The sequence below is a fragment of the Cellulomonas sp. C5510 genome, assembly GCF_019797765.1.
Lineage (GTDB): Bacteria > Actinomycetota > Actinomycetes > Actinomycetales > Cellulomonadaceae > Cellulomonas.
Window position 1 is genome coordinate 680,258 of the sequence record NZ_CP081862.1, and the last position, 20,261, is coordinate 700,518.

General features: G+C 72.1%; 19 protein-coding genes, 1 tRNA gene and 2 pseudogenes. 9 read left to right on the forward strand and 13 right to left on the reverse strand.

The genetic code is table 11. The annotated features are described in order from the left end of the window. Positions 1-28 precede the first annotated feature (28 nt). From K5O09_RS03130 to K5O09_RS03150, 5 genes are all read right to left on the reverse strand, one after another. Entirely contained in the window at positions 29-853 is an 825-nt protein-coding gene (locus K5O09_RS03130) for a carbohydrate ABC transporter permease (RefSeq protein ID WP_222171412.1), read from the reverse strand. After that, on the reverse strand, positions 850-1,806 hold the full coding sequence (locus tag K5O09_RS03135) for a carbohydrate ABC transporter permease (protein ID WP_222171413.1): 957 nt from the start codon (positions 1,804-1,806) through the stop codon (positions 850-852). Before K5O09_RS03135 ends, K5O09_RS03130 begins: the two co-directional genes overlap by 4 nt. Before the next feature lie 19 nt (positions 1,807-1,825). Continuing rightward, positions 1,826-3,025, reverse strand: coding sequence for a sugar ABC transporter substrate-binding protein (locus K5O09_RS03140; protein WP_222171414.1), 1,200 nt, complete (start codon positions 3,023-3,025; stop codon positions 1,826-1,828). Positions 3,026-3,294: 269 nt separating this feature from the next. Continuing rightward, positions 3,295-4,305 (reverse strand): LacI family DNA-binding transcriptional regulator, encoded by a 1,011-nt coding sequence (locus tag K5O09_RS03145; protein WP_222171415.1) that lies wholly within the window; start codon positions 4,303-4,305, stop codon positions 3,295-3,297. 63 nt (positions 4,306-4,368) lie between these two features. Next, positions 4,369-5,064, reverse strand: a complete 696-nt coding sequence (locus K5O09_RS03150; protein WP_222171416.1) for a DUF4352 domain-containing protein — start codon at positions 5,062-5,064, stop codon at positions 4,369-4,371. Between the two features lie 476 nt (positions 5,065-5,540). On the opposite strand from K5O09_RS03150, the gene K5O09_RS03155 reads away from it, so the two are divergent. The 4 genes from K5O09_RS03155 to K5O09_RS03170 all read left to right on the forward strand — a co-directional run bounded on the left by K5O09_RS03155 (position 5,541) and on the right by K5O09_RS03170 (position 8,598). Then, entirely contained in the window at positions 5,541-6,728 is a 1,188-nt protein-coding gene (locus K5O09_RS03155) for a sensor histidine kinase (RefSeq protein ID WP_222171417.1), read from the forward strand. Continuing rightward, a complete protein-coding gene (locus tag K5O09_RS03160) occupies positions 6,725-7,378 on the forward strand; it encodes a response regulator transcription factor (RefSeq protein WP_222171418.1) in 654 nt (217 codons plus the stop codon). Before K5O09_RS03155 ends, K5O09_RS03160 begins: the two co-directional genes overlap by 4 nt. A gap of 88 nt (positions 7,379-7,466) precedes the next feature. Continuing rightward, positions 7,467-7,766 (forward strand): hypothetical protein, encoded by a 300-nt coding sequence (locus K5O09_RS03165; RefSeq protein WP_222171419.1) that lies wholly within the window; start codon positions 7,467-7,469, stop codon positions 7,764-7,766. A 511-nt stretch (positions 7,767-8,277) separates the two neighbouring features. Continuing rightward, a complete protein-coding gene (locus K5O09_RS03170; protein WP_222171420.1) occupies positions 8,278-8,598 on the forward strand; it encodes a hypothetical protein in 321 nt (106 codons plus the stop codon). A gap of 350 nt (positions 8,599-8,948) precedes the next feature. On the opposite strand, the gene K5O09_RS03175 is transcribed toward K5O09_RS03170, so the two are convergent. After that, complete coding sequence (locus K5O09_RS03175; protein ID WP_222171421.1) at positions 8,949-9,497, reverse strand: hypothetical protein; 549 nt, start codon at positions 9,495-9,497, stop codon at positions 8,949-8,951. 757 nt (positions 9,498-10,254) lie between these two features. On the opposite strand from K5O09_RS03175, the gene K5O09_RS03180 reads away from it, so the two are divergent. Together K5O09_RS03180 and K5O09_RS03185 are read left to right on the forward strand one after the other, a co-directional pair. Beyond that, positions 10,255-10,764 carry a hypothetical protein gene (locus K5O09_RS03180; protein WP_222171422.1) on the forward strand — a complete coding sequence of 170 codons (510 nt, stop codon included), beginning with the start codon at positions 10,255-10,257 and terminating at the stop codon, positions 10,762-10,764. A gap of 239 nt (positions 10,765-11,003) precedes the next feature. Next, positions 11,004-11,076 (forward strand) — tRNA-Arg (locus K5O09_RS03185). 180 nt (positions 11,077-11,256) lie between these two features. Here K5O09_RS03185 and K5O09_RS03190 read toward each other — a convergent pair. Beyond that, positions 11,257-11,799, reverse strand: coding sequence for a hypothetical protein (locus K5O09_RS03190; protein WP_222171423.1), 543 nt, complete (start codon positions 11,797-11,799; stop codon positions 11,257-11,259). Between the two features lie 368 nt (positions 11,800-12,167). Here K5O09_RS03190 and K5O09_RS03195 point away from each other — a divergent pair, with 368 nt between their 5' ends. Further along, the gene (locus K5O09_RS03195) at positions 12,168-14,075 is read left to right on the forward strand and encodes a DUF4209 domain-containing protein (RefSeq protein WP_222171424.1); all 1,908 of its coding nucleotides are present in this window, start codon (positions 12,168-12,170) and stop codon (positions 14,073-14,075) included. A gap of 259 nt (positions 14,076-14,334) precedes the next feature. Continuing rightward, a complete protein-coding gene (locus K5O09_RS03200) occupies positions 14,335-14,871 on the forward strand; it encodes a hypothetical protein (protein ID WP_222171425.1) in 537 nt (178 codons plus the stop codon). Here the strand turns inward: K5O09_RS03200 and K5O09_RS03205 are convergent. The 6 genes and pseudogenes from K5O09_RS03205 to mobF form a co-directional block, all read right to left on the reverse strand. Next, the gene (locus K5O09_RS03205; RefSeq protein ID WP_370635513.1) at positions 14,864-15,151 is read right to left on the reverse strand and encodes a tyrosine-type recombinase/integrase; all 288 of its coding nucleotides are present in this window, start codon (positions 15,149-15,151) and stop codon (positions 14,864-14,866) included. The two genes, K5O09_RS03200 and K5O09_RS03205, sit on opposite strands and share 8 nt — an antisense overlap. Next, positions 15,055-16,017 (reverse strand): site-specific integrase, encoded by a 963-nt coding sequence (locus K5O09_RS03210; protein ID WP_222171426.1) that lies wholly within the window; start codon positions 16,015-16,017, stop codon positions 15,055-15,057. Before K5O09_RS03210 ends, K5O09_RS03205 begins: the two co-directional genes overlap by 97 nt. Then, a complete protein-coding gene (locus tag K5O09_RS03215) occupies positions 16,017-16,229 on the reverse strand; it encodes a helix-turn-helix domain-containing protein (protein ID WP_013772283.1) in 213 nt (70 codons plus the stop codon). The genes K5O09_RS03210 and K5O09_RS03215 overlap by 1 nt, the downstream gene beginning before the upstream one ends. Before the next feature lie 36 nt (positions 16,230-16,265). Next, entirely contained in the window at positions 16,266-18,074 is a 1,809-nt protein-coding gene (locus K5O09_RS19075) for an ATP-dependent RecD-like DNA helicase (RefSeq protein WP_255596280.1), read from the reverse strand. A 162-nt stretch (positions 18,075-18,236) separates the two neighbouring features. After that, a pseudogene (locus tag K5O09_RS19080) lies at positions 18,237-18,527 on the reverse strand (hypothetical protein); the annotation flags it as partial. Beyond that, positions 18,457-19,362, reverse strand: a pseudogene (gene mobF / locus K5O09_RS19085) (MobF family relaxase); the annotation flags it as partial. The pseudogenes mobF and K5O09_RS19080, both read right to left, overlap by 71 nt. Between mobF and K5O09_RS03225 the strand changes: the two are divergent. Beyond that, a complete protein-coding gene (locus tag K5O09_RS03225; RefSeq protein WP_222171427.1) occupies positions 19,361-19,954 on the forward strand; it encodes a DUF4304 domain-containing protein in 594 nt (197 codons plus the stop codon). The pseudogene mobF and the gene K5O09_RS03225 overlap by 2 nt on opposite strands. Positions 19,955-20,261 lie beyond the last annotated feature (307 nt).

Below are 20,261 nucleotides of genomic sequence, written 5' to 3' on the forward strand. Positions count from 1 at the left end.
GGTGGTTCGGGGGCACGGGGTGTGCGGGTCAGTCCTTGACCGCGCCGGCGGTGACGCCGGCGGCGACGTAGCGCTGGGCGACGACGAGCAGGACGGCCGCCGGGACGGAGGCGAGCACGGCGGTGGCCATGACGCCGTTCCAGTTGGTGGCCTCGGCGCCGACGAACCGGAACAGCGCCAGCGTCATCGGCGTGATGCTGTTGCCCGTCGTCAGCGTCTTGGCGTTGAGGAAGTCGCCCCACGAGAACAGGAAGGCGAACAGCGCGGCGGTCACCACCGCGTTGCGGCTCAGCGGGACGACGATCGAGCCGAACGTCCGCAGCCGGCCCGCACCGTCGATCCGGGCGGCTTCGAGCAGCTCGTCCGGGATGGTCCGCATGAACGCCTGCAGCAGGATGATCGCGAACGGCACGGACGCCGTGGCGTTCGCGAGCATGAGCCCCGGGTAGGAGTCCAGCAGGCCGAGCTGCTTGTAGAGCGCGAACAGGGCGGTCACGACCACGACGCTCGGGATCATCTGCGCGAGCAGGAACGCGAACATCACCGCCCCGGTGCCGGGCGCCCGCAGCTTGCTCATCCCGTACGCCGCCGGCAGGGCGATCACCAGCGTGATCACCACGGTGCCGAGCGCGATCAGCAGGCTGGTGCCCATCGAGCTGAGGTTCCGGTCGATCGCCAGCGCGTAGCCGTCGAACGTCGGGTCCGTCGGGAACAGGGCCGGGGGCGAGCGGATGAGGTCCTGCGGCCGGGTCAGCGACACCGCGACCATCCAGTAGAGCGGGAACAGCAGCGCCCCGCACAGCACGGCGCCGATCGCGACGCGGACGGCGGAGCGGGTCCGGGAGCGGGTCATGCCGCGGCCTCCTGGCGCTGGGTGCGGATGTACAGCAGCCCGAACACCAGGGCGACGACGAACAGCAGCGACGCCACCGTCGCGCCCATGCTCAGGCTCTGGTCGGTGCCGCCCTCGAACGACAGCTTGTAGGACCAGGTGGCGAGCGTCTGGGAGCTGTCGACCGGCCCGCCCTCGGTGATCACCCAGATCACGTCGAACGCCTTGATCGTGTAGACGAGCCCCAGCAGCAGCGTCACCGCGGTGACGGGGCGCAGCAGCGGCCACGTGATCGACCGGAACCGGCGCCAGGCACCGGCCCCGTCGAGCGCGGCGGCCTCGTACAGCGTGCCGGGGATGCCCTGGAGGCCGCCGTACAGCAGCACGAGGTTGAACGGGATCCCGAGCCAGATGTTCGCGATGATGACCGCCCACAGCGACCACTGCGGGTCGGACAGCCAGCCGATGTGCGTCCCGAGGACGGCGTTGACGATCCCGTAGTCCTTGTAGAACATCCAGCGCCACGTGGTCGCCGAGACGACGACGGGCAGCAGCCACGGGATGAGGATGAGAGCCCGGAACGTCGCGGACAGCGGGAACGTCCGCTGGAAGAACACCGCCAGCGCCAGCCCGATGACGAACTGGAACACCAGGCTCACGACGGTGAACAGGACGGTGTTCCGCACGACCGGCCCGAACAGCCGGTCCTGCACCAGCGTCACGTAGTTGGCGAACCCGACGAAGTCGGCCTGGCCCGTGAAGTACGACTGGAACGTGTAGTCCTGCAGGCTGAGCTGGATCGTGCGGACGATGGGGTACGCGAAGAACAGCGCGATGAACACGACCACGGGCGCGATGAACCCGAAGGCCGCGAGGCGGGAGGCGCGCCGCGCCCGGCGCCGGCTGGCCTCACGCGCATCCGCGTGGGGCGAGCCGGCGCCGGCGGGCGCCGGGGCGGTGGCCGGCAGCGTCACGGTCGTCCGTCCGCCGGGCTCACTGGGCGGCGTCGGCGAGGGCCGTGGCCGGGTCGGTCTGACCCGCCACCGCTCCGGAGAGCGCCTCACCGAGCCGGGTCGCGACGGACGCGAAGGACGAGCCGAGGTCCTCGGTGCGGCTGCGCGCCGCGCCGACCGCCTCCACCCACGGCACCAGGCGCGGGTCGTCCGCGGCCTGCTGCTCCGCCTGGTCCGCGTACGGCGAGATGTACGTCTGGCCCTCGAGCCAGCCCGCGAGGTTCTCGCGCGAGGTGAAGCAGGAGGCGAACTCGCCGGCCGCGGTCACGATCGCCGGGTCCTCGTTCTGGACCACGTTGATGAACTCGCCGCCGAGCGGGCTCGGCGCGGGGCCGCCGTCCGGGGCGGGGATCGGCACGACGGCGTAGTTCACGTCGCTGTCGTCGAGCGTGTTGAGCTGCCAGGTGCCGTTGACCATCATCGCGGCGTGGCCGGCGGTGAACTGGTCGCGGATCTCCTGCTGGTTCAGGGTGACGTTCTCGCCGGAGGCGTACCCGTCGGCGACCAGGTCGGTCCAGAGCGTCAGCGCCTCGACGGCCTCGGGGGAGCCGACGTCCGTGAGCTCCGCGCCCGCGCCCCAGAAGAACGGCAGGAACTGGAACGTGCCCTCCTGGTCGGGGCGGGCGGAGAACGCGATGCCGTAGCGGCCGGTCGCCGGGTCGGTGAGCGTCTGCGCGGCCGACGTCAGGGAGTCCCAGTCGGTGGGGGGTTCGAGCCCGGCCTCCGCGAAGGCGTCCACGTCGTAGAACAGCGCGAGGGTGTTGGAGCCGAACGGCGCGCCGTAGGTCTTCCCCTCGTAGACGCCCGAGGCCACGATGTTCGGCTGCATCTCGCTGGTGTCGATCCCCGCGGCCTCGTTGTCCGCGAGGATCCCGGTCTCCGCGAACTGCGCGACGTTCGGGTTGTCGAGGATCAGCAGGTCGGGCAGGTCACCGGTCGACGCGGCGCGCGTGTACTTGTCGTAGATGTTGTCGCTGACGGTGCGCTCGATGGTGATGCCGGTCTCGTCCTCGCAGGTCGCGATGAGCTCCTCGAACGGGGACCCGCCGGTGTTGTACTGCGTGAACCCGTCCCAGAACGTGAGCTGCGTGGGGTCGCCCGAGGACTCGCCGCCACCGCCGGAACCACAGGCGGTCGCGAGCAGGGCGAGGGGGAGAGCGAGGGCGGCGGCAGGGGCCAAGCGTCGTTGCTTCACGGTCATCCTCTCTGATGAGCGGCGGTGCGGGTCCTCATGTGGAGAACCGGTTCACCGATGCGCGGCACCGTATCGTCGCGGCGCGCGGCGGATCAAGGGGGTCAGGAGAACCGGTTCACCGATCGTGACCGGATCGTGACCTGCGGCCCCCTTCGCACCAGGTCGTCATCTCCGGGCGAGGCCGTCAGGTCGGCGGGGCGCCGCCGGCCGCACGTGACGACCTCTCGCTCCGCCCGAGCGCCCGGGGCCGCGTGTCAGGCGCGCAGGCCGCGGCCCGCGGGGCCCGTCGACCCGTGCTCGTGCAGGACCGCCGGCAGCAGGTCCACCGCGCCGCCCGCCGCGCCCGCCAGCTCGTCCAGCGCCCGCTCGACCGCGCGGGACACCATCGCCCGGCCCGGCAGGTCCACGAGCGTCGTTCCCGGGTGCAGCGGGAGGAACTGCTCCGCCGGCGCCAGCGCCAGCACCGACACGTCGCCCGGCACCGAGCGACCGCGACGGGCCAGCTCCGCGGTCAGGTCGTCGAACGACGCGAGGCCGAGCACCAGGACGCCGGTGAGGCCCGGCAGCGTGGTCAGCACCTCGTCCAGCCACCGGCCGGCCGCTCCCGGTCCCGGCAGGCACGGCACGACCGCGCCCCGCAGCCCGAGCTCGGCGCAGGTCTGGGCGAACGCCGTGCGGTAGCGGTACCGGAACGCCAGCTCGTCGTCGTGGTCGTCGGGGTGCACGAGCACGGCCACCTCGCGGTGCCCCAGGGCGGCCAGGTGGCGCACCATCACACGGGCGGCCTCCGCGAAGTCCAGGTCGACTGCGCTCATGCCGCCCGGGTCGGCCGGCCAGCCGATCAGGACCGTCGGCAGGCCCCGCTCCCGCAGCACGGGCAGCCGCCGGTCGTGCAGCCGGATGTCCATGACCACCAGCGCGTCGGCCAGCATGTCGCCCGCGAGCTCGTCGTCGCCGCGGCCCATCACCAGCACGTCGTAGCCGCGCGGCTGCGCCGTGTACATCGCCGCGCGGACGAACCGCATGAACACGTCGACGTCCGGCTCCGGCGTCGCAGGCGAGTACGACGCGAGCATCCCGAGGATGTTCGTGCGGCCGAGCGCGAGGGCGCGGGCCGCGGGGGAGGGGCGGTACCCCAGGCGCGCGACGCTCTCCAGCACGCGCTGCACGGTGGCGTCCGGCAGCTTCTTGCGGCCCGACAGGACGTACGACACGGTGCTCGGCGCGACCCCCGCGTCCGAGGCGACGTCCCTGATCGTGGCCATGCGCCCAGCGTAGAGCGGCGGCCGGCCCCGCAGAGCGTGCTCCGGGGCCGGCCGGTCGCGCGTTCAGCCGAGCGCGACCTCCACGCCGCCCGAGAACGGCGAGTCGTGCAGCTCCAGCCGGGTCAGCGCCGCGTCGGCCGGGATGTCGAACACCACCGTTCCCGTCACGGAGTTGCCCGGGTTGATCTGGTTGAGGAACGAGTTCGCGTCCCCGAGGTACACCGCGGCGCTGCCGTCGGCCGACAGCTCGCGGCCCTGCGCGTCGAACGCCTTCTGCGAGGAGCCGTCGAAGTACTGGGCCTCCTCCCCGATGTTCGTGACGGTGAGGTGGACGAGCACGAACTGGCCCTGCGCGTCCTGCCCGAGCACGTCGTCGCCGATGCGGGCGACGCCGGGGTCGACGCCGGTGACGGTGAACTCGAACTTGCCGTCGCGGACCGGGGTGCCGATCCCGGCGGGCTGCTCGGCGGCGGGGGCGGCGTCGTCGCCCGCGTCGTCGGCCGCCGGGTCGTCGGCGGGAGCCGCGGGGTCACCGCCGCCGGCCGTGCTGCCACCGGCGGCCGGGGCGGAGGCGTCGGGCGCGTCGGAGCCTCCGGACGTGGCCGACGCGATCGCGACGACGGCGACGACCAGCACGCCGAGCGTGGTGAGTACCTTGTGACGGGCGAACCACGACCGCTTCCGCGTCGGAGGCTCCGACGGGGGCGGCGTGGGCGCGCCGGGGACGGGGTACGAGCCGGGCGGGGGGACCTGGGACATGGTGCTGCTCCTCGTGGGCGCCGCGGACGCGGACGGATCGGGTGGTGCGGACCGGCGGTGACGGGCACCGCCGTGACGTGCACCGACGCTCCCGGACCGGCCCGGGGTGCGGCGTCGGCCGGCCGGGCAGGACCGGTGTGCCCGATCGGGCAGCACCGACGCGGTCGGACCGCCCGGTCGGCGGACGTGGGGTGTCCCCGGTCGTCCGTACCCTGTGCGGCATGTCCCTGGTCCCCGGCCCGCAGCGCCCTGTGTCGTCGCGTGCCGGGTCGTCGCGTGCCGGGTCGTCGCGTGCCGGGTCGTCGGGTGCCGTGCCGCCGGGGCCGGAGCCTCGGGGCCCGCTGCCGTCGGGCACGGTGCCGCCGGGTCCGGCCGCCGCGCCGTGGTTCCCCGGCGCCCCGCCCGCGGGTGGGGCCCGCACCTCCGCGCCGCGCCCGGGCCGGCCGTGGTGGTCGCGGGCCGGGACGGTCGGTGCCGTGACCGTCGCCGCGTTCAGCGCGATGGTCGCGTCGTCGTTCAGCGGCAACGCCCGGGTGACGGACGACCCGCGCATCGCTCTCGACATCGTGGCGATGCTCGTCGGCCTGGTCGGGGCGGGGTTCCTGGTGGCCCGCCGTTCGGCCGCCGTGCCCCTGACGCTCGCCGCGTCCGCGCTGCCCGTGGTGCTGCCGCTCGACTCCGTCACCGCGCTGATCGCCCTGCCGTGGGTGTTCGCGACCGCGTCCCGCCGGGTCGCCTGGTGGTGCACCGCGGCCGTCGCCGCCGGGACCGGGGCGGCGCTGTGGCGGGACGCCGCACGGCCGCCGGAGCACCGGGTGCTGAGCCTGACCGACCAGGTCACCGGGCAGATCTCGACCGCGAGCCCGCTCGGGATCGTCGTCGTGGGCGTGCTCTGCCTGGGCGCGTCGGTCGCCGCCGGCCTGGTCCGCGCGTCCCGCGCCCGCGCCGAGCGCGCCGTCGCGGACATGGAGGGGCAGGTGGCGCGCGCCGACACCCTGCGGGACCGGATGTCCCGGCAGGAGGAGCGCGAGCTGATCGCCCGCGAGGTCCACGACACGGTCGCCCACCACATCTCGCGCATCTCGCTGCAGGCCTCCGCGCTCGAGGTGCAGCGCGGCGCGACGGACGCGCAGGTGCAGGCCGCCGCCCAGCAGGTCCGCTCCTCCGCGCAGCAGGCGATCGCCGAGATGCGCGGCCTGATCTCCACGCTCCGCACGGGGGACGACCCGCACGCGCCCGGCGCGACGCTCGACGAGCTCGCCGGGCTGCTCGACGGCGCCCGGCGGCAGGGCCGGTGGGTCACCAGCACGGTGTTCGTCACCGACGGCCGCGACGCCTCGCCGGCCCTCACCCGGGCGGCGTTCCGCATCGTGCAGGAGGGCCTGACCAACGCGCTCAAGCACGCCCCGGGCCGCCCGGTCGAGGTGACCGTCCGCGCGTCGCCCGCCGAGGGCGTCCACATCCGGGTGGCGAACCCGGTCTCGCCCGCCGCGCGCCCGCTCGTGCCCGGCACGGGCACCGGCCTCGTCGGCATGCGGGAGCGGGCCGCCCTGCTCGGCGGCACCGTGCAGGCCGGCGTGCACCAGGGGTGGCACGTCCTGGACGCGCGTCTGCCCTGGCAGTCCCGGACGGACGACGGCCAGGCCCTACGCTCGTCCGTGTGATCCGGGTCCTCGTCGTCGACGACGACGCGCTGGTGCGCACGCTGCTCACGACGATCCTCACCGCGCAGGACCTCACGGTCGTCGCCCAGGCCGCAGACGGTGACGAGGTCGTCCCCGCCGTGCAGGCCCACCACCCGGACGTCGTGCTGCTCGACCTGCACATGCCGCGCATGTCGGGCCTCGATGCCCTCGCGGCGCTGCGCGAGCTGCCGTCCCCGCCGGGCGTCATCGCGCTCACGTCCTTCGGCACGGACGAGACGGTGGTCGCCGCGGTCCGCGCCGGCGCGTCCGGGTTCCTGGCCAAGGACGCCGACCCGGCGCAGATCGCCGAGGCCGTCCGCCGCGTCGCCGACGGGGACGGCGCGCTCGGCCGGGCCGCCGCCGGGTCGCTGCTGCGGCACGTCGCCGCCGACCCCGACCGCGGCCGGCGCGAGGAGGCGCAGCGCGCCCTGGAGGTGCTGACCGACGCGGAGCTCGAGGTCGCCGCGTACGTGCCCGCCGGGCTGTCGAACCAGGCGATCGGCGAGCTGACCTACCGCTCGGACTCGACCGTCAAGGCGCACCTCAGCCGCGCGATGGCCAAGCTCGGGGTGACGACGCGGTCGCAGCTCGCGGTCATCGTGGACCGCGCGGGGCTGCGGCCGGGCTGACACGCGCAGCGCCCACCGCCGCCGGAGCAGGCCGGGGCCCGCGCCTGCCGCCGGGCCTCCCGGGCCAGGCGTGAGTAGCGTGGCCGGCATGGGGGCGGGACCCGGGGACGACGACGCGGCGGACCAGGTCCTCGACGCGCTGCGCGCCGGGACCGGGGCGCTGCTGACCGGTGTCGCGGGGTCGGGGGCGGGCGCGCTCGCCGAGCGGGCCGCGGGTGCGCTCGCGGAGGGCGGCCGGCAGGTGCTCCTCGTGCCCGCGCTCACCGCGGTCGACCAGATCCGCCTGGTGGAGAAGATCACCGGCCCGCAGGTCGCGCCTGCGCCGGGTTTCCCACGCAGCGTGGGAGGACGAGCGGCCGGCGAGCGCAGCGCTTCCTACCGTCGGTGACGAGCTCAGAGCGTCTCCGAGGAGGATCGTGCCGACGACCCGTGTGACCCCACCGGTCTTGGCTCTCCGTGCGGAGCTTCACCGCCATGAGCGCCGTCGTCGTCGCACGGAGGTCCCCACGATCAGCGCGCTGCTGATCGTGGGGTCGCTCATCGCGGTGGCGGCACGTGATGATCCCGGCTTCATGCTTCTCGGCGTGTGGATCGCCGGGCTCGGTCTCGTGTTCCTGGCGGCACGGTGTGCGCGCTCCAGTCGTCGGCGGATCCCTTGGCGCGCCGCGCCGCTGATCGCCGAGACCGGCGGGACGCCGGCGACTGTGATCCCGGCCGACGTGCGGGCTGATCGCATCGCAACGGCGATTCCCGGGTGGACCGCGGCGGCGCTCGCCGCGTCCGCCACCGCCCTGAGCGCCGCTGCGGACCCTGTCGGTGTCGTGACGGCCGCGGGCGCGATCGGGTTCGGGGTCTTGACGGTTCGCGCGGTGCTCCGGGCCAGACGGCCCGGGGTGTGGATGACCCCGCAGCAGCTCGTGGTGCGTGACGCGCGCGGATCCCTCACGGTCGCCTGGGCAGAGGTCGTCGACGTGGTCGCACCGTCCGCGGCCTCCGGGCCAGTGGTGCTGCGGGTCGCCGTGTCCCGCGACCGCGGTCCGGCTGCCTCCGGGGCGTCCCTCACGACGATCAAGGGCATCCCGACCGACAGGCTCCCTGCGACCGGGGCGGCGGTCGCCCGGGTGCTGACGCACTACCGCTCCGCCGCCGCAGCGACGGAGCTCGGGACGGAGCAGAGCCTCGGGACCGTGCAGCGGCTGCTGCGCGGCGAGGGCGCATGAGCTGGAGCGGGGCACGCCCGTGAACCGGCGCGGGCTGGCGTCCGCCGCCGGCTGCCTCCGGGTCGCGCTGGTCGACGGCCTGCGGATCGCGCTCATCGGCGGGCCGCCCGAGCGGTACCTGCGCGACCTGCTGCCCGTCGGCGCGATCGGGGTCGGGGCTCTCACCGCGGGGGTCGGGGCGACGGCGTGGCGGCGGCGGCGGCGGATCACGCAGGTGAAGGCGGTGCTGGGGGAGCTGTGGGAGCTGCCAGTCCCGGATGGTCGTCACGGGGGTGATGCCTCGCCGGCTTGCCTGCGCGGTCGCCGCGGACGGCGTCGATCGCCTCTGGTGCCCGCGCGCGGTCCGGCGGTCACCCGCCGAGGCGGCCGGTGGCGAGCACCTCTCCGGTGTCCATGTCGAGCACGACGGAATCGACGTCGGCGGGCCACTCGTCCGTCCGTGTCGGCACGTAGGTCGGGTCGGGGCCGCAGGTGATGCGGTCCCACGTCGAGTACACCTCTGCGTTGTCCACCCCGACGACCGCGACCCGCGGGTGATCGCGCAGCCGGGTGTTCGGCCACTCGTCCGGGTTCTGGATGATGCTGCCGTCAGGATTCGCCGGCGCTCCGTTCCACCAGCCCTCGAGGTCGCCCGCCGATGTCTGCCCAGTGAGCGGGAACTCCGCGCACAGGGCGTACTCCGAGGGGACCCACTCGGTGGGCGCAGCCGTCGGGCCTCCGCGCTCGGCCTGCTCCGCGATGAGCTCGGCGGCGCTCGGGCCGGTGGCGGAGTCCGATGCGGGCGCCGAGGCCTCGCTCCCTGCCGCGCATCCCGCGAGCGAGGCGATGAGGAGGGCTGAACAGCCGAGGGCGAGACTCCACCGGCCGAGCGGCCGTAGACCGGGACGGGTTGTGTTCATCCGTGCGACCTTCTTGCGGTCCATTCAGACAGGGACTGCGCGTACGAGGCCGTCAGCGACCGTCGTGCATCTCCGTGCCGGCCCTTTGTCGCGTCCGACCGTTCAGGCCCCGAGTCGATCGCGCTCCGGACAGGCATCGAGTTGATCGCGCGGTTCGTCGAGCGTGGTCGATCCGGGACCCGGCTGGCCAGGCAGAGGCTAGGACGGGGCTTCACGTCGTCGCAGGCAAACCGATGTGCCGTGGGTCACACATGGCTCCGCCGCAGAGGGCCGACCGGGGGGTCCAGCCCGGGGGACCCGGCCTAGTTCTCTGGCCGGGCCCCGGCGTCTGTGGACCATTGGGGAACTCGTGTGGCCTGGTCGGGCGTGTGCCATACGTTGAGAGACACAACCCGACACTTGTACAAGCGAGGTCCTGATCGACCTCTGACCTGAGAGGTCCTGGACCACCTGCTGGAGGAGATCATCGAGTGAGCGACCAGCCGTTCGACGACATCGACGCGTGGCTCGCGCTTCCGCAGGAGGAGCGGGACGAACGCATGCGTGCCTGGAAGGCACGGCGTGATGCCGAAGCCCCGAGCGGGCCCATCGGGCTCCGCAAGGCTCGGGTGCCGATCGCCAGCCGGGTGACGGGTCGTCGACGACCGGACGGCACGATCGAGCCTATCGATCCGTCAGCGTCGGAACCCGCGGTTGGCCGGGGACGTGAGTCTCACCGATCTCCGGTGTCTCAGGAGCAGGAGGGGGACGCTTGAGCGTGAGTGACGCTGCCCAGGCCTTCCTGAGCGCCGTGGACAAGTTGCCGCGGTTCGACGGCCTCAGCTTTCGCGGTCTACCGGACGGTGCGGAGCCGCCGCAGTCGCTGAGTGCCACGACGGGCGTGCACGCTTCTTCGCGCAGTCCGCGGGTCGCGTCGGAGAACTTCGCCACGGCTGCCCTGCTCGTGCTCCTCAATCGGAACGCGCGGAGCCTCGCTGCATTCTCGGCGCACCCGGACGAGCGCGAGGTGGTGGTGCTGCCGAACACGGTGTGGCGTCCGCTGATCGAGCTGACGGTTCCCGGGCTGGACGCGCGGGTGCTCGTCCTGGAGGAGCTGGACCTCACGCAGAGCCTGCCGGCGCCGACGGAGTGGGGCGCGACGCTGGACGAGCTCGCATCCCGGATCGTGCGGGTCGTGCAGCAGGATCTGGTGGCCGCGCCGGTGCCCGTGCACATCCCCGGGAAGTTCGCAGGTGAGTGGTTCTCCCAGGAGGTCAGGCCTTCCTGACGGCTCCTGCCCTCCCCACGTCCGTACCCGATCCGTCTGCACGTCCCGGCTGGCATCCACGAGCGGACGGCTCCTGGCCGGGGACCTGCGCGGACCCGCTCCGCGCACCGGTAGGCTGAACGGGCGTCGAACGGCCCGTGCAGGGCCGACCGGCGCCGCACGGGGCCGACGAGGATGCGGACGGAACGACCCGGGGTGATCGTCGCCGGGTTGCCGACCACGTCTCTGACCCGGCCCGGGCGCCTGTAGCTCAGTGGATAGAGCACCGCTCTCCTAAAGCGGGTGTCGGCAGTTCGAATCTGCCCAGGCGCACAGAGTGTTTGTGCAGGTCAGCGGCGGTATGGGTGCCGCGAGGGCCGCCGGGGCGGTGTCCGATTTGCCGGGCATTGGTCAGCGTGTGGTCAGCGAGTTGTCTCAGGACGTGGACGGCCTGTTAAGTACGTGGACGGACGTCGGCGGGCAATCGGGCGGCAGGCTCGTTGGCAGCACCGCTCAAGCCCGGGATCGTGACCTCCAGAGTCTCCGACGGTGCGGCGACGGGAGCAGCCGCCGGCTCTTCTTGGAGAGTTGCCCGGCGAACCAGTCGTCGGCGATGAGCCCCGCATCCCACCCCATAAGCATCGAGACGGTCGTCGAGACGGATCGCATGAGCTTCCCCCGCCGTCGTTGGTGACCCGGCAGGAGCCAGCCGCGTTCTGCCGCGTGGATGCGCCTTGTGAAGTCCTCCAGCTGCTCCGTGGCCCAGAGGGCCACCGCAGGGTGATCCCCCCATTCGGCGACGATGACGTCCGTCAGTGCCTTTGCCAGAGGCAGAGGCGCGGTCCCGATCTGACGCCAACGCATCGTCAGTCGGGGTGCGAGGTCCCCCCAGAGCGCTCCGTGAACGGCGGCTATGCGCTCACGACGCTCCCTTATGGCCGCGTCGCGCTGGTCCGCGGCACGTGTGCGTCGGAAGACGAGCACCGCGCTCACGAGGCCTACAAGTGCGGCGCCGGAACTCGCAAACGCCGCCGTCCAGAACGCTGGCCAGTCCACGTTGCTGAGGGTATCGGAGCCCCTCCCGCCGTGTTGTCCTCTCCGTGCACGGCATGGACCCATGCCCCAACAGCGGCCCTCTGCCTGAGCCTCGGCCGCCCGTGGCTCGCGCCTCGGTCCCGGCCGCGAGTCCTGTTCGGGGCCGAGAACAGTGGAGCGTGGAGCGTCCCTACGCCGCCGGATCATCACTTGGCAGCGGGCTCGGCGGAAGGCTCGCGGGGCTCGCGGGACTGGTGCATTCCCGGCGCGGCTTCGGGCTTCGACGTCTCCCGTGTCACCGACCGGCGATAGTGCTCGGGGCGAACTCCGCTCGCCTCTACCGTTAGGTCAGAGGGCCAGATCGTGTGGACCGGCAGAGAGGACGAGCGGTGTCGGTGGACGGAGATGGCATCCCCACGCTGGACGAGGCGTGGTGGGAGCCCGCCCTGGCGGAAGATGACGTGATCGACGCCGCGTGGCGACCGGTCGAGGTTATGAGCCGCCACCTTGTCCAACACGCAAGGGCCGCGCCGGCATCGACGCTGCAGCAACGAGTGCTTGAGGCGCTTGCGGTCGCGTCGTCTGCGATGCTTGACCCCGAGAACTGGGGCGCTCCGTTCAAGCCCATGTGGGTCATGGACGGCCAGCGATCGGCGATTCCCGCAGACCTTACCCTGGAGCAGCTAGATCTGCTCGCGAGTGTGTTGCCCAGCATCAGTCACCCACTCCTGCGGGCGCGTGTCGCCGACGTCCTTTGGTGCTTCCGCGATCGATCCAACGCGGAATGGCTCAACACGGCCATAGATGCGTACTTGCAGGTACCACTAGATCGGAATGTGTGGATTCGCCGGGGTGATGACGCTTGGCGGCGCGCCATCGAAATCGTCCGCCGCCGAGGGAAGGCGGAGAGGGTGCGCCTCGTCAAGATCTCCGAAGCGCTCCACGCCCGGCTTCTTTCCGGCAGTATTGACGATGGGTTCATGCTCCAGGACCTATCCGACATGCTGTTCAAGGTCGGGGATGTTGATTCAGATCGTCGAGAACAACTAGCCAAACACCTAGGTGGACTGGCGATCGCGGCCGCGGACCGCGGAGACTATCGTTTCTCTCGCCACATAGAGCACCAGGTCCAGAAGTGGCTTAGGTCGATTGACGATCTGCAAGGGGCAAATGAATCGGTTGAGCGCGTTGCGCGCCTCTATCTACGCGAAGCGGACGGGCGTCTGGCGAATGGTGACGACGGCGCCGCGATGGCCGCCGGTATGTTCCTCGAAAAGGCTATCGGTACATTCAGGACGTTGCCGCGCAGGTACCGCGCGGCCAAAGGGCTCGACTCTCTTCTGCGCGAAATCCGAGGCCGCCTTGCAGAGAATCGCGAGGCGACGCTCGAGGCGATGCTCCGGATCGACACAGAGCCGATTGACCTTTCAGATGCGATAGCCGACACGCGCCGGCGACTCTCCGGTCTCTCGCGATTCGAGGCTCTCGTCCGTTTGGCGGCATCTTGGCCGCTATCCGACCCGGTCAGAGATCGGGCGCTGGCAGAGGAACTCGCTGAAGGTTCAATCAGGCATCTCTTCGGCGGGGCCACGTACGCATCTGACGGGCGAAAGGTGGCGGTTACCGAAGGGGGGATCGAGCAACTCGAGGCGGCCCTCTGGTCGGACATGATAAGGGGGGCGGTAATGGCGAGAGGGGTCGCGGCGACCGCGTTCATCATTCCCGGCCACGGCGTCGTTACCTTCGAGCATCGTTACGACTTGCCGTTTCTCCGTCGCTTGTGCATCGACTCGCCTTGGGTTCCAGCGGGCCACGAGGACCTTTGGGCGCGGGGGCTGGGCCATGGCCTGAACGGTGACTTCCCGTCGGCGGTTTCGGTGCTGGTGCCGCAGATTGAGCATGCTCTGCGGCAGGTGCTTAAGGCAGGTGGCGCTTACACCTTGCTTGTCGATGATGCAACCGGAGTCGAGTCCGAGAAGGGCCTCGGTTCGTTGTTGACAATGCCCGAGGCGAAGGAAGTTCTGGGTGCCGAGTTGCAGTATGAACTTTCCACGCTGCTCATAGAGTCGCAGGGTGACAACCTCCGACACGATACGGCGCACGGACTGCTCCACGATGGTCAAGCGTGGAGTGCGGGCGCGGTATACGCATGGTGGCTCTGTCTGCGGTTGGTCGTCGTTCCGTTGTGGAATGCAATGGAGACAAGATCCCTGCCTAGCGGCCCTGAGGCAGCAGACGAAGCTCCCCCTGCGGGGCAGGGCGACTCGAACTCGACAGGCGACGAGACCGGCGAGTAGCGATATCGGCCTCCACGGTGGGCCGTGTCGCGTGGCCGTGTCTCCGATGTGTTGCGCAGGGCGATGGTGGCTTCCACGCGTGACTCGGCGCAGACGACGACTTCCACGCCACACGCGGGCTCCGAGGCCGGCGGGCGGTTGTAGTTGATGACGCCGACGTGGAACGCCCCCATGGCATCGAAGGCTACGGCCCCCGCTCAGCGGTACGGGGGCGCGGACCGAGGCGGAGCCGGGCAGAGGGAGTGGCAGTCTTGGCCCGGTGGGGACACGCTGGTTCAGGCGGCGATGGGATGAGCGGCGAGGCGACGCCTTCGACGCCTGGGGTGGGGCGATCTACTACTTCGAGGTCGATGACGACGGCGTGCCGACGCGGCAGATCGAGGTCTACGACGCCGGCCCCCTGCTGCAGTACGGCCCGGGCTGCGAGGAGGACGCGCTCGGCCAGCTCGCTCAGGGGCCGCGCGACCGAGACGAGGACTGGAGCGAGTGGGCGATCTCGCGCGAGGAGTTCCAGGCGGAGTGGGACCGCGGCGAGTCGGTCCTGTGGTCGGCCGGCCTGCCGGACGGCGGTGCCGTCGTCCTCGTCGGTAGGCGCCAGGACGGCCTCGCGAACGAGCTTGCCCGGATCGCCGCCGATGGTCGTCGACTGTGGAGCGTGGAGTCGCCCGCGTCGTCGGACGGCTGGCTTCGCGCGCGCGTTGCGGACGGCTACGTGCAGGCCTGGTCGTGGGGCGGTTGGCGGATCGACTACGAGCTGAGTTCGGGCCGGGAGTTGGGCCGCACCTGGGCTAAGTAGTCGTGTGCGGAGACGACCGGCGCGTGCCGGTCTCCGGCGGCGCCTCGATCGCCCGTGGCGTCTGCATCAGCGGTATTACCGGCAGCCGTTCCATGGCCTGCCACGTCGCCTCGCTAAACAGGTGCCCGTACAGGTCCATCGTCATCGTCGCGGTCGAGTGCCCGAGGATCACCTGCACCGCCTTCACGTCTGCCCCGGCCGCGATGAGCAGCGACGCGGCGGTGTGCCGTAGATCGTGGATCGTCGTCCCCTCCACCCCAGCCCGCCGCGTGGCATCCACCCAGACCGCGCCCGGAAGTTGGTGTTCGTCCACACGCCCCCGCTCGGGCTCGGGAACAGGTAACCACCCGGCGCAGTGAAGGCGACCCGCGTGCGCACGTACTCATCGAGCGCCGCCGGGACCGGCACGGTCCGGGTCTGGTGGGTCTTCGTCGGCCCGAACACGGCCCCGCTGGTCCGCTTGGACTGCGTCGCGGCCCGGTGCACCCGGACGCCGAGCCCGTGCGGGGTCTGCACGACGTCGTCGACCCGCAGCGCCGCCATCTCCGAGAACCGGCACCCCGTGGTACCGAGGAACAGCACGACCGGCTGGCACAGCGGCGGGACCGCCATGACGAGCCGGCCGAGCTGCTCGGGTCGCAGCCAGTGCGGCTCGCGCTTGGTCCCGCCGCGGGGCAGCGCCACCATTCGCGCGACGTTCACGCTCAGCCGTCGGTCGCGGATCGCGTAGTCGAACACCAGCCGCATCATCGACAGCGCCCGGCGCCGCGTCGCCGTCGCGAGACCGCGCGCCGTCAGCGCGGACATCACCCGCTCGACGTCGGCCGCCGAGATCCCGGAGATCGGGTAGGCCCCGACCTCCGGGAGCACGTACTTGTCCAGCAGGAACCGCGTGGTCTCCTGGCTGCGCACCGCAAGGTGACCACGCGAGGCCTGCCACTCCTCGGCCAGCGCGGCGAACGTCATCCGCCCGCGCGCCGGGTCGATCCACGAGCCGGCGTCCAGCTTCGCGAGCTGGTCGGCCTCCCAGCGCTTCGCGTCGACCCGGCGCCCGAACGACCGCTGCGCGATGACCCGGCCCTCGAAGAACACCTTCGCGCGCCAGGTCACGTTGCCCGTCAAGTGCGCCCGCCTGGTGATGGACATCAGCGCCGCTTGACCGGCATCGTCGGCTCGCGCTCGACCCACGCCGCGGGGAGGAGGATCACCGTGCCCAGGCGCCGGTGCGGGATCTGCTCGTGCTCGACCAGGTGGTACAGCGTCCGAGGCGGAACCCCGAGCACGCGCGCCGCGTCCTTCACGCGGTAGTACTGCCGGGCCGGGGTGGTGGGGACGGTGTGCTGTGCGGTGGTGGTCATGACCTTCTCCTTCTGTTGGGTTGGGTGTGGCGGTGGTCAGCGGCCGAGCACCGGTCCATCGGCGGACGTCGGCGGCGGGGAGGTCAAGGGATGCAGCGCGGGCTGTGGAGGCCAGGGGTTCCATGGCTGCTGTGGATGCACGGGCGGCACGGTGGGCGCGGCGCGGCCCGGGCGGTAGGCGTCCGAGGTCTCAGTCGCGCTGGGCTCGGCGTGGCTGGTCGCGAGGATCTGCTCGAGCACCTCGCGGCCCGACGACGGCGCCCGGCCCGGCAGGCACTCTGGGTCGCCCTGGTCGACGACGACGTAGGCGCGGTTGGTGTGGCGGCCGCGGCTCATCGCGACGTAGAGGTCTTCGCGGCCCATGCCGGGGGTGGTGATGGTGTGGGTCTCGTCGACGGTCATGCCCTGAGTGCGGGCGATGGTGGTGGCGTAGCCGAGCTCGACGTGCTCGGCGACGTACTCGGCGGGCAGGCGGACGGTGGCGGCGTCGGTGTGGGTGGCCGGCCGGGCGCGAAGGGATCCGTCGGGCAGGACGGCGGCGACGTCCCACAGGGCGCCGTTGCGGACGAACCCGTCGCCGGTGGTCAGGCGGCGGTGGTTGCGGCGGGTGACGATCCGATCGCCGACGCCGGCCGTCAGCCCGTCGTGCATGCTCACCCCGGCGGGGGCGACGTCGCCGGTGGTGATGCGGTCGGCGCGGATGCGGGCGTTGAGCTCGCGCACGATCCGGTTGTCGACAGCCTGGAGCACCGCGACCCGGCCGCGCTCGGCGGCGGTGGTGACGGCTCCGATGGCGGCGACGAGCATGTCGTCGCGCCCGCCGGAGGCGATGGCGCCGTGGGCCTCGTACGCGTCGAGCGCGGCCGGGTGGGCGCGTCGGAGCTCGAGGCTCGCCCGCGCTTCCCATGGGTTCGCGAACCGCCAGAGGCTGGTGAGCTCGGCGGTCGGCCCGCGGCGGGCGAGCATCCCGAACGCGCCGCCCGCGTCGACCGACCCGCGCTGCAGGTGGTCCCCGACGAGCAGCACCTTCGCGGTCGCCGCCCGCGCCTGCTCGACGATCGCAGCAAGTGTCCGGGTGTCGGCGAGGGAGGCCTCGTCGACGATGACGAGCTGGCCGGGGGAGAACCGCCACTGGTCCTGCTCGGCGCGTAGCCGCCAGTGCTCCTCGTTGGCCGCGCGCTGCTCCCGGTAGTCGCGGCTGGACATGCGGGCGAGGGCGTCGGCGTACCGCAGGGCGCGGGTTGTGGCGCCGTCGCCGGTGGACTCGTGCAGCCACTTGGCGGTCGTCTCACACGGCACCCCGAGCGACTCCGCCAGCGCCCGGGCCGCGGTGGCCGACGGCGCGAGCCCGACGACGGACCCGATCCCGTGCCGCCAGAACGAGCTCAGCGTGGCGAGAGTGGTGGTCTTGCCCGACCCGGCCGGCCCGACGAGCACGTCGAGCAGCCGGCCGGACGTGATGACGGCCTCGGCGGCCGCACGCTGGTCAGGGGCGAGGGCGCCGAGGTGTTGCTCGGTGCGCAGCGGGATGGCGCCGAGCATCTCCACCGGCCGGTGCGGTGCGCCGGTGGTCTCTGCGGCGTCGATGAGCGCCTTCTCCGCCCCGAGCAGCTCGGTCGACGTGAATAGCGACTCCCCGACCCGTCGCGTCATCGGGTCGCGATTGTCATCCAGGTGCACGCACGCCGCCGCGGCGTCGGTCGTGATCACGTTGAGCAGCGCCCGTCGCTCGGCAGGGGAGGCCATCCGCAGCAGCTTCGACGCGCGGACGGCGGCGGCGCCGAGGTTCCACGTCGTCCACACCGACCGCCGCGTCGACACGTCGTCGAGCACCTGGGCGACCATCGCCGCCCGGACCTCCGGGCCGACGTCGTGCGTGTGAAGCGCCCGCCCGTAGGAGCCAGCCAGTGCCCGGGCGGCCAGGTCGCGCGGCTCGAGCCCGGTGAGAGTGCGGGCACGGTTCGCCCAGTCCGCCAGCAGATCCGTCAGCGGCCGGACCGTCTTCGGCGGCCGCGTGGTGCGGGTCAGGTGCTGGCGCGCCCGCGTCGTCTCCACCCGCGTCGGCGCCCGGCCGTGCGTGGTCTCGAACTGGGCGAGCCATTCCTGCTCGGCGCAGTGGATCGCCTCCGCCCGGGTCGAGAAGTGCGCGAGCAGGGCATCGCCGATCCCCGTCGACCTCGAACGCCGGGTTGCGTCGGGGGCCGCGGTCGCGCATTGACCACTGCACCGGCGCCCGCCGCGCCAGCTCGTCCGCCAGCAGAGCGTCATACAGCTCGGACACGGTGACGGCGGCGGCATGCACGGTCCGCCCGTCGAGGCTCCGCCACGCACCGTCGGGACCCTGCACCTTGTTGGCGATGACGACGTGGGTGTGCAGGTTCGGGTCACCCGCGCGGGTGTCCCAATGGTCGAATGCCGCGGCGACCATCCCGCGGGTGCGGGCCTGATGACGGCCCGCGTCACCGATGCGCGTGCGGATGACGCGCTGCTCGACGAACTCCAGCGATGACGCGAGCGCCGCCCGGTGCGCGTCATAGACGATGACGCGCGTCGCGCCATCGGCCAGCGCCCAAAGGACGGAGACGGACTCGGGCGCGGTGAAGGTCAGGTCGAACCCGACGACCGCGTGCCGCTTCCCGTCATCGAACCGGCTATAGGGCCGGCCGAGCGCGTCCTCGGTCAGCGGGTCCACGCCGTCGCGGAACACGGCCGTCATCGCCGCCTCGGTGGTGACGTCGCCCGGGCGGAGCCGCCGAGTGACGTCGCCGAGACCGGCGAGCCCTTCGCCGTACCAGCGCCCGGCCGGGTTGCCGGTCTGCTCGTAGTACGCGGTCAGCGACGCCCTTGCGTCGAGGCCGGCGTCGCCCGCGGCGACGTGCCGGGTCAGGTAGGCGTAGCCGTCCCCAGCCGTCAGCTTGTGCATCGACATCACCGGCACCACCTCCCCTCGCGACTCCGTCGCTACCTGCAGGTGCGCGGACGTGGGAAGAAGATGCGCACCTGCCGCCGCGACGGCGTTCAGGAAGAGGTGTGCCAGCGGACCTACCAACCTGAGAGACTTGGACCGACGTCCGGCAGTCCGATGTCGGGAGTGGCCATCCCCCAGGCTTGGTTGGTGGCAAGGTCCAGCCATGACAGTGCAGGAAGCGCTACGAGCCGCCCTTCGAGAGCATGTGGGCCCGGCGGCGCGGAGCCACGGGTTCCGCGGCACGGCACCGACGTGGCGCAGGTGCAGCCCGTCGGGCGACTGGGCGATCGTCAACGTTCAGTCGTCGTCGTGGAACACTCGCGAGTCGATGAGCTGTGTGATCAACGTCTTCGTCGCTCCAGCGCCGTGGCTCGAGTGGATGAAGGAGGCGCTCGGTGCCGGCTATCCCAGGTCGGTCGGCGGCTCACTCGGCCTCTATGGGGCTCGGCTACACCCGACCGGGGCACCCGCCGGTGCCGACGTCTGGTGGGAGATCAATAGCCAGGCCGAGGCGGAGGCCGCCGCCATGGACATGGGGCACCAACTCGAGCTCAACGGCTGGACCACCCTCACGCGATTGCTCGAGGAGGAGGCGATGCTCGAGCAGGTTCGTACGGGCGGCCTCAGCGACATGAAGCGAGCGAGCCACGAAGTGTTCTTCGCACGCGCCGAGGCCCTCCTCGTCTCCGAAGACGGGCCCGGGCCGGGGCTCGACCGACTGCTCGCAGGTGCCTTCGAGAACACCATGGACACCTAGCGAGCACGCGAGCCGCTTCGAGGCCTGGGTGAGACGCCGAGCGGCGTCGAGGCGATGACGGGCGGCGACTCTTCTTGCACTTCTGCGAAGTGCGAGGTCGGAGTCCGTGGCGTGAACCGTCACCGCGTCGGCATCCGGGGTCGGGGCCCACGCACTAGGAACCAGGGCTTGGCGAGCGACATTGCGAGCTTCGGCGCGGCCGTTGCGTGTCAGAGCACTGGCCGCTACGCCGCCGCCCACGGGACTGCCATGATGATGGACGACCAGGCATGGCCAGCACCGCGACGGCCAGCGTTCAAGCGCCCGG

What these genes read in the sequence shown, in the direction of transcription:
- K5O09_RS03130 (WP_222171412.1), bottom strand. Translation starts at nt 853, where the DNA reads ATGACCCGCTCCCGGACCCGCTCCGCCGTCCGCGTCGCGATCGGCGCC.
- K5O09_RS03145 (WP_222171415.1), bottom strand. Translation starts at nt 4,305, where the DNA reads ATGGCCACGATCAGGGACGTCGCCTCGGACGCGGGGGTCGCGCCGAGC.
- K5O09_RS03150 (WP_222171416.1), bottom strand. Translation starts at nt 5,064, where the DNA reads ATGTCCCAGGTCCCCCCGCCCGGCTCGTACCCCGTCCCCGGCGCGCCC.
- K5O09_RS03165 (WP_222171419.1), top strand. Translation starts at nt 7,467, where the DNA reads ATGGGGGCGGGACCCGGGGACGACGACGCGGCGGACCAGGTCCTCGAC.
- K5O09_RS03170 (WP_222171420.1), top strand. Translation starts at nt 8,278, where the DNA reads ATGACCCCGCAGCAGCTCGTGGTGCGTGACGCGCGCGGATCCCTCACG.
- K5O09_RS03175 (WP_222171421.1), bottom strand. Translation starts at nt 9,497, where the DNA reads ATGAACACAACCCGTCCCGGTCTACGGCCGCTCGGCCGGTGGAGTCTC.
- K5O09_RS03210 (WP_222171426.1), bottom strand. Translation starts at nt 16,017, where the DNA reads ATGTCCATCACCAGGCGGGCGCACTTGACGGGCAACGTGACCTGGCGC.
- K5O09_RS03215 (WP_013772283.1), bottom strand. Translation starts at nt 16,229, where the DNA reads ATGACCACCACCGCACAGCACACCGTCCCCACCACCCCGGCCCGGCAG.
- K5O09_RS19075 (WP_255596280.1), bottom strand. Translation starts at nt 18,074, where the DNA reads ATGGTCGCCCAGGTGCTCGACGACGTGTCGACGCGGCGGTCGGTGTGG.
- K5O09_RS03225 (WP_222171427.1), top strand. Translation starts at nt 19,361, where the DNA reads ATGACAGTGCAGGAAGCGCTACGAGCCGCCCTTCGAGAGCATGTGGGC.